The sequence below is a fragment of the Maribacter sp. 4G9 genome, from assembly GCF_002742265.1.
Taxonomy (GTDB): domain Bacteria; phylum Bacteroidota; class Bacteroidia; order Flavobacteriales; family Flavobacteriaceae; genus Maribacter.
Map to the genome: position 1 here is coordinate 36,302 of NZ_MDGL01000186.1, position 12,260 is coordinate 48,561.

The window sequence follows — 12,260 nt, forward strand, 5'->3', positions numbered from 1 at the left end:
TGTCCACTAAAAACAATAAAAAACATACAAATGAAAACATTACTATTTAAATATAGCCTTTTGCTAGTCTTCCTTTTTCCGGCGATACTATTGGCCGATAATGGCGGAAAACACAACGGTAAGTACACCAAGGAAAAGACCATTAAAAAAGAGTTCAACGTAAATCCCGATGCTCTTTTGAAGGTAGATAACAGCTATGGGAATTTGAACATTACTTCATGGAACGAAAATAGGATCATGATCGAGGTCCATATTAAGACCAATGGCAACAACGAGGAAAAAGTACAGGAAAAGCTGGATGAAATTTCAGTGAATTTTGACGCTAGTAGCTCTATTGTATCCGCAGAAACGAAATTTAACGACAACAAAAATGGATGGGGCTGGAATTGGGGCAGAAGCAACAATGTGAACATGCAGATTAACTACACCATTAAACTTCCCATCAAAAACAGTATAAATCTTGACAATGACTACGGATCCATAATATTGGACAGAATAGACGGCCATGCCAAGATCAGTTGTGATTATGGAAGGCTGGAAATTGGGGAACTCAGGGGGAGAAACAATCAATTGAATTTTGATTACACCTCAAACTCCACCATAGGATTCATAAACAGCGGTGAGATCAAAGCGGATTATTCAGGCTTCACCATCGAAAAAGCGGGAAACCTAAAAGTCAATGCCGATTATACAAATGTCAAAATAGACCAGATGGAAAACTTGGATTACGGCAGTGATTATGGAAAAATGGAAGTTGGGGATGCAAAAAATGTACAGGGAAATGGCGACTACATTACCATAAAATTGGGAAGTATCCATGGGAATGTCGATATTTCATCGGACTATGGCTCCATACGGATCGAGGAACTGGCCCAGGATGCAGGCAATGTCAATATCAGGTCAGATTACACTGGGGTTAAAATAGGGTATGACGCCAACTACCACTTCGACTTCGACATCACCACCAGTTATGCGGGCGTGAGCGGAAAAGATGATTTTGTTATCAATATCAGTGAGGAAAAGTCGACCTCCAAGCACTATAAAGGCTACTATGGAAGCCAAGGAAATGGAAATATGGTTACCTTGAACAGTGACTACGGAAGCATCAGTTTTACCAAAAATTAATATCAATCAAAAGCTGAACAATGTTCAGTTCAAAATCAATTAAAAAATGAAAAAAATCACAGCACTAGCCATTGTTTTGGCCATGACAGTTTCCTGCTCTGCACAATGGGGCAAAAGAGTTAACGGTAACGGAGACCAAGTTACCATCAATAGAAATACCAGCGACTACGATGCCATTGGTGTATCGGGTTGGTTCGATGTACATTTGGTAGATGGCAAAGAAGGTCAATTGACACTTACGGGGGAATCGAATCTATTGGAATACATTATTACCGAAGTAAAAAATGGAAAATTGGAAATCAAGACGGAAAAAGGAGTCAACTTAAAGCCTTCCTCTTGGAAAAATGGTATCACGATAACCGTTCCCGTTGAAAGCGTGGATGCCATTGCCCTCTCCGGATCTGGGGATATCGTTGGCAAGACCACCATTAAAACGGATCATTTGGAAACGGCCATGTCCGGATCCGGGGATATAACCTTGGATGTGGATACTGATAAGGTAAGTGCCAGTATGTCCGGGTCTGGGGATATTACCTTAAGTGGCAGTACCCAGGACTTTGAAGCTACCATTTCAGGAAGTGGGGATATTAAGGCCTTTGATATGGAAGCCGATAATGTGGATGCTACGGTATCCGGCTCGGCGGACATAAAAGTGACCGCTAATAAAATGCTAAAAGCGAGGGTATCCGGTTCCGGGGATATTACCTACAGAGGAAATCCTGAAAAGATAGACACCAAAACTTCAGGTTCCGGAGACATTTCCAAAGGATAAAATCAAACTGCGAACAATCAACAACTGTGGAAAGGCCTCTTATTCAAGGGGTCTTTTTAGTTGTTTGACCCGTGTAAGCAACAACATACCAACGAGAAAAAAAACACCTAGAAAAATAATCGCATTTCGCATACTACCCGTAAACTGTGCAATAAAGCCATACAAAAAGGTACCTATGATGATTCCTATTTTTTCGGCAACATCATAGAAACTAAAAAACGAGGTGGTATCCTTGGTCTGGGGAATGAACTTGGAATACGTAGAACGGGACAAGGCTTGAATCCCCCCCATGACCAATCCAACACATCCGGCGGCTATATAAAAATCCATCGGTGTAATCAAAAAATAAGCATATACACATATGACGACCCAAAGTGCGTTTACCACGATAAGCGTTTTTATATTTCCAAAATTCTTTGAGGCCCAAGCTGTAATGGAAGCCCCAAATATGGCCACAATTTGAATGACCAGAATACTTACGATCAAACCTGTAGTTCGTTCGGCATCAGAGCCCCAACCTATTTCTTCCTCCCCAAAATAAGTAGCGATCAACATTACGGTCTGCACGGCCATACTGTATACAAAGAATGCCCCTAGATATCGCTTTAACCGAGTCTGATTTCCTAACTGGTGCCATACACTTTTTAACTCCTTAAAACCGTTCAAAATAACATTGGTCCGTTCTCCTTCCCGCTTGTTCCCCTTGGGAAGGTAGTAAAAACTATACTGTGCAAAGACTATCCACCAAATGCCAACGGAAACAAATGAATATTTCATGGCCTTTATTTCGGCCACACCATCGGCATCCGTGGCAATCCCAAAAACTTCCGGTTTCATGACCATGGCCAGGTTCACCAATAACAGCAAAACACTGCCTATGTATCCTAAGGAAAACCCTTTTGCACTAACGGCGTCCTGTTGTTCTGGATAGGCCACATCCGGCAAATACGAATTATTGATGGCAAAACTTACCCAAAACCCGACAAGGCCAAAAAAGTAACAAAGCAGTCCGAAATAAATATTTTCAAGTGAAAACCAACTTAGACCAATGCAGGACAAGCCACCTAAATAACAAAAGAATTTCATGAAGATTTTCTTGTTCCCTAAATAATCCGCTATCCCGGAAATCAATGGGGTAATGATCGCGATAAATACAAAGGCTAAGGATGTTGTATAACTTATGAGCGGGGCCCTTGCCATTTCTACTCCAAATACAGTAACTCTTTCTATTTCTGCAACACGAAAAAGCGCTCCGTAAAATATAGGGAATACTGCTGATGAGATTACCAAGCTATAGACGGAATTGGCCCAGTCATAGAACGCCCAAGCGTTCAATAGTTTTTTACTTCCTTTTAAAACCAGTGTTTTCAATATTGGGTAAAATAAAGGCCGTTCCTTAGAACGGCCTGAATATACAATAAAAATGTATGTTTTATTTAAAACTGGTCACTCCAAATTTAGCGGCCTCTGCTGCGGCTTCCGGTGCCCACACGGTTAGGTTGTTAATCCTGGTATCATTGGATGGGTGCGTACTCATAAATTCAGGTGGTGCCTGCCCCCCACTCTGGGCCTTCATTCGTTTCCAAAGCTCCGCAGCTTCATAAGGGTTATAACCTGCGATGGCCATTATTTGCAATCCAATGCGATCGGCCTCCGTTTCATGGCTGCGGCTAAAAGGCAACATAGCTCCCAGTTGTGAGCCTATACCATAGGCCTGATTGAACATATTCCTTTTCTGGGGATCCTGAATGGCAATGTTGCCGGCAACCGCGCCCAACTGCTGTAAAGTACCGGCACTCATCCTTTGTGCGCCATGATCTGCCAAGGCATGGGCAACCTCATGGCCCATGACCACGGCTACACCGGTCTCCCCATTGCAAATGGGCAGTATACCTGTGTAGAAAACTATTTTTCCACCAGGCATACACCATGCGTTTACCGTTTCATCCTTTACCAAATTGTATTCCCACTTATAGTCGTTCAAATAACCTGGGTGCCCGTTAGCGGAAAGCCAACGCTCCGCAGCCGATGAAATTCTTTGTCCTACCCTAGTTATCATGTGTGCCTCCGTGGTTCCCTTAACTACATTGTTTTCGCCCAAAAATTGATCATATTGGGCAAAGGCCATTGGAAAAATTTGACTGTTAGGATAAAAATTCAATGTTTTTTGACCTGTAAAAGGATTTACCTTACAAGCGGAAACCCCGAAAAACAGGGCAATTATTAAAACTATTCTTTTCATGGTATTAGTGTTTTTCAGTGTTTTCGAAAATTACAAAAATATTATTTTGGGGTTATGTGCAAAAGGGTAAAGTTTTTGTCTATCAACATGGAATTATTCTTAGTGAACTGTATGGAATTCAAATCCACTTCCTCATTGTCCACTAAGACTTTACCAATTTTAAACGGCAGACCATAAATGTTGAATTTAAACTTTTCATAACTCGTAACAAAACTACCATCCTTGAACTGCTGGATGGTCAAAGACTTTTCCTTACCGTTCAATTTAAAGTTTCGCAACGAATACCTGCCCTTTTTATAGTCATAGCCATCCTGAGCGTCCTCGTACACCTCAGAGGTTTCCATCCCATTCTTGAAATAGGTATCCAATATCAACTCTGTTATCTTTATTTGACCTACATATTGCTGAACCGGATATTTTGGTATCACGGCCCCCTCTTTTACATATATGGGAATTTTGTCCAATTCGGCGGTCACCCATCGCTCCTTACCACCGCTCAAAAATTCCTGGTTCCAAAAATCATACCAGTTTCCTTTTGGAAAGTACATTCTCCTTCCTTGGGCATTTGGTTCTTGTATGGGACATACCAATATTTGATTTCCAAAAATGAACTCGTCCGTTCTGAAATGGGTCTGGGTGTCTTCTTGGTCATAATATACCAATGGTTTCAACATAGGAACATGGTCCTTACTGTACTTATGGAACATGGTATATAGGTATGGTAATAACTGATACCGAATTTCCACGAATTTTCGAACGATATCCGTAATATCCGCCCCAAAGGACCAAGGCTCCTGATCACCGTGATCTCCACTGGAGTGCACCCTACAAAATGGATGGAATACGCCCAACTGAACCCATCTTGCAAATAGTTCTCCATTGGGTTGCTCCGCGAAGCCTCCTATATCCGACCCCACAAATGAATAGCCGCTCATGCACATGCGCTGCACCTGCACATTGGCAATCCACAAATGCTCCCAGGTGGCAACATTATCCCCTGTCCATGTAGATGAATATCTTTGGGTACCAGCAAATGCGGCCCTTGTAATGACAAAAGGTCTTTTTGGGTATACATATTTTTTAACGCCCTCATAGGTTGCCCTTACCATTTGCATTCCATAAACGTTGTGTGCCTTTCTATGAGTACAGGGATGTCCATCGTAATTATGACGGGTATCCAAAGGAGCTGTCTTGCTGGGAACTTCCATCACTGCGGGCTCGTTCATATCGTTCCAAACAGCATGTACCCCAATGTCCGACATAAATTCCTTATACAGTTCCGCCCACCATTCACGTACCTCGGGATTCGTAAAATCCGGAAAATTACATTCCCCGGGCCACACCTTTCCATGCATCAAAGGACCATCTCCCCGCTTACAGAAATAATCGTTCTCCAAGGCCTCTTGATACACCCAATAATCACGATCAATTTTAATACCGGGATCGATCATCACAACCGTCTTAAAGCCGTCCTGCTCCAATTCCGATATCATTCTTTTTGGGTCCGGAAAATGGTTCTTGTCCCACGTAAAACATCGGAAACCATCCATATAATCGATATCCAAGTAGATGGCATCACACGGGATTTTGTGCTCCCTAAATTGTTGGGTAATTTCCTTTACATTACTTTCTGGGTAGTAACTCCATTTAGACTGGTGAAAACCAAGGGCCCAAAGAGGTGGCAGCTCCGGAGTTCCCGTTAAATTGGAGTAAGCAGATACCACGGTTGCCATATCGGGGCCATAGAAAAAATAATAGTCCATTTCGCCACCATCCGCCCAAAAACTGGTAATATTTCTTTTCTCGTAGGCAAAATCAAAATGGGTCTTAAAACTATTGTCAAAAAAAATACCATAGGCCCTTCCCCTGTTCAATCCAATATAAAAGGGAATGGCCTTATAGAGTGGATCTTGGTCCTTCCCATAGGCGTAGGAGTCCGTCACCCAGTTCTCAACACGTTTTCCCTTTAAATTGCTATGGGTAGATTTATCGCCCATACCATAGTAACTTTCACCGGTAGGGGTCATTTTACTCATTTTTACCGTATTGCCGCCATATTCATAATTTTCCTCCCAATGAAATCCAGCTTCATCTTCGTTGATTATGTTTCCCTCCAAATCAGAAATCTGGGTACGCATTGACATCTTATCCACCAAAAGCTGCAATCTGGCAGTCTTAACAAGATATTCCGTTTCGGTTTCGGTTACTTCCAGAATACTGTAGCCCAGTGAAGCATCTTCATCTATGGCATAGGAAAAATCTGGCTCAAATACATGGTTCGTGGCATATCTGAACCTGAGCACACTCCCTCGCAAAATGGTCACCTGAAGAATTACCCCGTTTTCCGAGGTAAAATATAGTTTATCATTGTCCTGTTTAAATTCGACAATGTGATTGGGATACAAATTTCCTTTATATTCCAGCTCCGTATTTGTAATCATATCATTTTGGTTATTGATATCCGCAAAAGAAGAACAATATCGGGTAACTTTAAAAACATTGTTTTAAAAATAGGCTATAAAGACCGAAGCAAAAATGAATTTTATTTCATAATAACGATACCCAAGGGGGGAATTGTAATCTCTACCGATTTTTTTTGCCCATGCCATGGCTTGTTCGCGATCTTTAAATTGGCATTCACTCTGTCCGTTCCTCCATATTTAGCAGCGTCACTGTTCAATACCTCCTTCAACTTCCCTTTTTTTGGCATGCCAATCCTATAATTTTCCCTTACCACAGGGGTAAAATTACAGGCTATGACCAGGTCGTTCTCCGCATCATGGCCCTTTCTGATGTATGTAAGTACGGAATTTTCATGGTCCCCATAATCTATCCATTGAAAACCTTCAGGACTGAATTGCTTTTCATACAAGGCAGGTGAATTTTTATAAAGTGCATTTAAATCTTTCACAAATTGCTGTACACCCATATGTGGTTCATAGTGCAGCAAATGCCAATCCAAGCTATTCTGAAAGTTCCATTCTGCCGTCTGGCCAAATTCTCCTCCCATGAACATCAATTTGGTTCCTGGATGCGTGAACATATAGCCAAACAACAACCTCAAATTGGCAAATCGTTGCCATTCATCCCCTGGCATACGATACACCAAGGACTGCTTGCCATAAACTACCTCGTCATGGGAAAATGGCAGCATGAAATTCTCCGTGAAGGCATAGGTCATACTAAAAGTAAGGTCGTTCTGATGATGCTTTCTGTAGATGGGTTCTTTCTTAAAGTATTCCAGGGTATCGTGCATCCAGCCCATCATCCATTTCATCCCAAAACCAAGACCTCCGTATTCCACGGGTCTTGATACCCCAGAAAATGCAGTGGACTCTTCCGCAATGGTTTGAACCGCACCTTGAAAGCTAGCCTGCACCTCTTGATTGAGCTCCCTAATGAAGGACATGGCCTCCAAATTTTCGTTATTACCATACATATTGGGTTCCCATTCGCCATCTTCCCTGGAATAATCCAAGTATAACATAGAGGCAACGGCATCCACCCGTAAGCCATCCACATGAAATTGATCGAGCCAAAAAAGCGCATTGCTTATCAAGAAGGCCCGCACTTCATTCCGTCCATAATTGAAAATCAAACTCTTCCAATCTGGGTGGTATCCCTTTCTTCTGTCAGGATGTTCATAGAGGTGGGAACCATCAAAATAACCCAATCCATGGGCATCTTCCGGGAAATGGGATGGCACCCAGTCCAAAATGACCCCAATATCATTTTGATGAAATGTATCTACCAAAAACTTGAACTCTTCGGGCGTACCAAACCTGGAGGTTGGCGCAAAATATCCGGTCAATTGATATCCCCAGGAAGGGTCGTACGGATATTCCATCACGGGCATGAACTCCACATGCGTATATCCCATTTCCTTTACATAGGAAACCAGCTCTTTGGCCAACTGCTTATAGCTGAGCACATTATTGCCCGCGTCTCTTTTCCAAGAGCCCATATGGACTTCATAGACGGAATAGGGCCTGTCCAATCCATTTTTATCTTTTCTGTAGCCCATCCAATCAGAATCCTTCCAATTATAATCTGCAGACCAAACAATCGATGCCGTTTTAGGCGGGTGCTCGCAGAATCGGGCAAAGGGATCTGCCTTTTCCGTCCAAATATCATTATTATGGGATTGGATTTTATACTTATAAACGGCTCCTTTTTGGACATTGGCGATAAAACCTTCCCAAATACCACTGGAATCCCAGCGAACGTTCAATTTGTGTTCATCGGCATTCCAATAATTAAAATCACCAACGACCGATACGGATTTGGCGGACGGGGCCCAAACAGCAAAATAGGTGCCCTTTATGCCGTCAACTTCTATAATATGGGACCCCATTTTATCATGTAAACGATAGTGTTTGCCTCCTTTAAAAAGGTCGATATCAAAATCTGTAAACAGCGAATGAGGTATTACTTTGGACATAATTTCACGTTTGGTTTGCCTGTAAATCTAATCAACTTTGAGCGATAATAGGGATTTATATGTTCCGAAGCCCGCTTCAAAATCAAAATTTAGTTCCTTTTTATACGTTTGTGGACCTATTCTCAGTTTTAATGTAAACCGATTTATTATCCGCAGCATATATTTTCTAAAATACTAAAATTGGAACGCTTTTTGAATAACTTGGGTAAAATTAATAATGGTGAACCCAAAAAATTAAATATCATGAAAAAAACAACGATTCTACTCAGTACATTTTTGGCATTCTTTTTTATGGCCTGCGAAGGACCTCAGGGGCCTCCGGGTTTTGATGGTTTGGACGGACGTGATGGTTTGGACGGACGTGATGGTTTGGACGGTTTGGATGGCCAGGACGGTGTAAACATACTGGGCAAAATAATCGACATTGAAGGAACTTTTGATGCCGGTAATGAATATTCCATATTTTATGAATTTCCGCAAAGCATAGAGGTTTTTGAGACCGATGTCATATTGGTTTATCTTTTATGGGACCAAACAGAGGACGGCAATGGCGACCCCGTGGATATTTGGAGGTTGATGCCACAGACCAGAATAATTGACCAAGGGTTGCTTCAATACAATTATGATTATACATTTTTTGATGTAAGCATCTTCTTGGAGGCGGATTTTGATTTGGGCACTTTACTGCCCGGGGATACGGACAACCAAGTATTTAGGATAGCGGTTTTACCTGCCGAAGCTGCACAAAGCGGAAAATTGGATGTTTCCAATATTAACTCGGTCATGAGCAGACTGGGAGTCACTGAAAAGGATGTTCAAAAGGTCGTTTTATAATAAAAGCTCAAAAATAGAACTGTAAACCTCCGATATTTCGGGGGTTTTTTTATGATTATTGTTTAGAAAACCTTAACTAAAAGTTCTACGTATCTAAGTTAACTTTGAAAGGTTACTGAAAAAATATCGACACATTAAAAAAAACACTCATGAAAATCTCTGCACTACTTATGGTTTTGACACTTTTAACCGGTTGCAAAGGCGTCTCACAGGAAAAAGATATGGTCATAGATGAAGGCCAGAAACAGAGCAAAAGCTTCAAGGTTGAAAAAACAGAGGCGGAATGGAAAGCGGAATTGACGGATGCCGAGTTTTATGTCTTGAGAAAAGCCGCAACGGAGAATCCATTTACAAGTGAACTCTTGGAGAACAAAAAAAAGGGAACCTATATTTGTGCTGGATGCGGTACCCCGCTTTTTAAAAGTAATACCAAATTTGATTCCGGTACCGGATGGCCCAGTTTCTACCAGGAGATAGAAGGAAACGTGGGCTACGACGTTGACTACAAAATCGGTTACAAAAGAACCGAAGAACACTGCGCTACGTGCGGTGGCCACTTGGGACATGTTTTTGAGGATGGCCCTGCCCCAACCGGTCTAAGACATTGCATTAACGGTGTAGCGCTAAATTTTGTAGAAGATAAAAACTGATGTAAGGCCTTCACCTTTGATTGCGCCTTGATTGTCAGCAAAATCCATCACCTAAGAATTTCAAACTATGGGAGTTTTAGGTGATTTTTTATTCCCATCACAATACCTCATGATTTAATACGTTATTTTGTAAGTTTTTTCTTATTTTTTTTATAAAAAGAGCATGCAAAAAATCAACGTAATCATGATGGTGGATGACGATATAATGACCGCCTTCATCAATAAAAGAATTCTAAAAATAATCGGATATACGGGCAGAACCGTTGTATTTCATAATGCGCATGATGCATTGCTATACCTCCAAAACGCCTCTTCCAAGAAGGAAGACCTGCCGGACCTGATATTTACCGATATCAATATGCCTAAAATGAACGGATGGCAGTTTTTAGACGAATTTTCAAAAATGCATACCATAAACAAGCAAATCAGTGTGATGATGCTTACAAATTCCGTAAATCAGGAAGATACCATTAGAAGCAGTCAATATGGAATGGTGGATCATATCCTGAACAAGCCGTTGACTGAATTCGAACTGAAAAAGTTACTAAAAATGCATGCTTCGGACGAGAAACTGATTGCCAGCTAACCTGCCGTGGCACTTTTTTTCTTCAACCAAAAATTATACCCTTGTTTTTCGGCAGTAGCACGTAAAGCCGAAGGGTTCTAAATCTCCATGGTAGAAATCTTTTTGTGCGGGATATAATTCCGATTTGGTTTTGTATTTTTGCACCTCAATTTTCAACCACAAAAAGATTTATATATGAGCACTTTTGATATCATTGTTTTGGGTAGTGGTCCCGGTGGCTATGTCACCGCCATTAGAGCCTCCCAGCTAGGTTTTAAGACCGCCATTATTGAAAAGGAAAATCTGGGCGGGGTGTGTCTAAATTGGGGATGTATACCAACCAAAGCATTGTTGAAGTCGGCTCAAGTATTCGAATATCTGCAGCACGCCGGTGACTATGGTCTTAAAGCGGAAGGTGTGGATAAGGATTTTGACGCCGTGATCAAAAGAAGTAGAGGTGTTGCCGATGGCATGAGCAAAGGAGTCCAATTCTTGATGAAAAAGAATAAAATAGAGGTTATCAACGGTTTTGGTACGTTGAAACCAGGGAAAAAAGTCTCCGTAAAATCAGAGGATGGCAAGGAAACCGAATATATCGCGGAACATATCGTCATCGCTACAGGGGCCCGTAGCAGGGAATTGCCCAGTTTGCCTCAGGATGGAAAGAAGATAATCGGTTATCGGGAAGCCATGACCCTCGCCGAGCAACCCAAGAAAATGATCGTTGTAGGTAGTGGGGCCATAGGTATCGAATTTGCCTATTTCTATAACTCCATGGGTACCGAGGTAACTGTTGTGGAATATTTGCCCAACATCGTTCCCGTTGAGGACGAAGATGTATCCAAGCAATTGGAACGTAGCTTTAAAAAGGCGGGGGTAAAAATCATGACTTCTGCGGAAGTAACATCCGTGGATACATCCGGAAATGGTGTTAAAGCGACGGTAAAAACGGCCAAAGGTGAAGAAGTTTTAGAAGCGGACATCGTCCTTTCCGCCGTTGGAATCAAAACAAACATTGAAAATATAGGTTTGGATGACGTAGGAATCGCTACGGATAGGGACAAGATTTTGGTGAACGATTATTACCAAACCAATATTCCTGGGTATTACGCGATTGGAGACGTAACACCGGGACAAGCTTTGGCCCATGTAGCATCGGCAGAAGGAATTCTTTGCGTAGAAAAGATTGCGGGAATACATGTAGAGCCGTTGGATTATGGCAACATCCCAGGATGTACCTATTGCAGCCCTGAAATTGCTTCCGTGGGACTTACCGAAAAACAGGCCAAGGAAAAAGGTTTTGATATCAAGGTTGGAAAGTTTCCTTTTTCGGCCAGTGGAAAAGCAAAGGCTTCAGGAGCTTCTGATGGTTTCGTGAAAGTAATTTTTGATGCAAAATATGGTGAGTGGCTAGGTTGCCACATGATAGGTGCCGGTGTTACTGATATGATTGCCGAAGCCGTTGTAGCAAGAAAGTTGGAAACAACCGGTCATGAAGTCTTAAAAGCCGTACATCCCCATCCAACCATGAGCGAAGCGGTCATGGAAGCCGTGGCTGATGCCTATGACGAGGTAATTCACTTATAAAATATTGGTTAGGCGAAGTGCCTGGGCACTTCGCTTTTACTTAA

General features: G+C 41.9%; 10 protein-coding genes. 6 read left to right on the forward strand and 4 right to left on the reverse strand.

Going from position 1 to position 12,260, the window contains the following annotated elements; all coding sequences use genetic code 11:
* Positions 1-30 precede the first annotated feature (30 nt).
* Together BFP75_RS19660 and BFP75_RS19665 are read left to right on the forward strand one after the other, a co-directional pair.
* Entirely contained in the window at positions 31-1,125 is a 1,095-nt protein-coding gene (locus BFP75_RS19660) for a hypothetical protein (RefSeq protein WP_099547029.1), read from the forward strand.
* Between the two features lie 46 nt (positions 1,126-1,171).
* A complete protein-coding gene (locus BFP75_RS19665; RefSeq protein ID WP_099547030.1) occupies positions 1,172-1,897 on the forward strand; it encodes a head GIN domain-containing protein in 726 nt (241 codons plus the stop codon).
* Positions 1,898-1,936: 39 nt separating this feature from the next.
* On the opposite strand, the gene BFP75_RS19670 is transcribed toward BFP75_RS19665, so the two are convergent.
* The 4 genes from BFP75_RS19670 to glgB all read right to left on the reverse strand — a co-directional run bounded on the left by BFP75_RS19670 (position 1,937) and on the right by glgB (position 8,580).
* The gene (locus BFP75_RS19670; RefSeq protein WP_410504102.1) at positions 1,937-3,268 is read right to left on the reverse strand and encodes an MFS transporter; all 1,332 of its coding nucleotides are present in this window, start codon (positions 3,266-3,268) and stop codon (positions 1,937-1,939) included.
* Positions 3,269-3,329: 61 nt separating this feature from the next.
* Complete coding sequence (locus tag BFP75_RS19675; protein ID WP_099547032.1) at positions 3,330-4,139, reverse strand: M48 family metallopeptidase; 810 nt, start codon at positions 4,137-4,139, stop codon at positions 3,330-3,332.
* 41 nt (positions 4,140-4,180) lie between these two features.
* Positions 4,181-6,580 carry a glycoside hydrolase family 31 protein gene (locus BFP75_RS19680; protein WP_099547033.1) on the reverse strand — a complete coding sequence of 800 codons (2,400 nt, stop codon included), beginning with the start codon at positions 6,578-6,580 and terminating at the stop codon, positions 4,181-4,183.
* Positions 6,581-6,681: 101 nt separating this feature from the next.
* Positions 6,682-8,580 (reverse strand): 1,4-alpha-glucan branching protein GlgB, encoded by a 1,899-nt coding sequence (gene glgB / locus BFP75_RS19685; RefSeq protein WP_099547034.1) that lies wholly within the window; start codon positions 8,578-8,580, stop codon positions 6,682-6,684.
* A 243-nt stretch (positions 8,581-8,823) separates the two neighbouring features.
* On the opposite strand from glgB, the gene BFP75_RS19690 reads away from it, so the two are divergent.
* The 4 genes from BFP75_RS19690 to lpdA all read left to right on the forward strand — a co-directional run bounded on the left by BFP75_RS19690 (position 8,824) and on the right by lpdA (position 12,216).
* Entirely contained in the window at positions 8,824-9,414 is a 591-nt protein-coding gene (locus BFP75_RS19690; RefSeq protein ID WP_206073584.1) for a collagen-like protein, read from the forward strand.
* A 149-nt stretch (positions 9,415-9,563) separates the two neighbouring features.
* The gene (gene msrB, locus BFP75_RS19695) at positions 9,564-10,064 is read left to right on the forward strand and encodes a peptide-methionine (R)-S-oxide reductase MsrB (RefSeq protein ID WP_099547036.1); all 501 of its coding nucleotides are present in this window, start codon (positions 9,564-9,566) and stop codon (positions 10,062-10,064) included.
* Between the two features lie 163 nt (positions 10,065-10,227).
* Positions 10,228-10,650 (forward strand): response regulator, encoded by a 423-nt coding sequence (locus BFP75_RS19700; RefSeq protein ID WP_099547037.1) that lies wholly within the window; start codon positions 10,228-10,230, stop codon positions 10,648-10,650.
* Positions 10,651-10,824: 174 nt separating this feature from the next.
* Positions 10,825-12,216, forward strand: a complete 1,392-nt coding sequence (lpdA, locus tag BFP75_RS19705) for a dihydrolipoyl dehydrogenase (protein ID WP_099547038.1) — start codon at positions 10,825-10,827, stop codon at positions 12,214-12,216.
* Positions 12,217-12,260 lie beyond the last annotated feature (44 nt).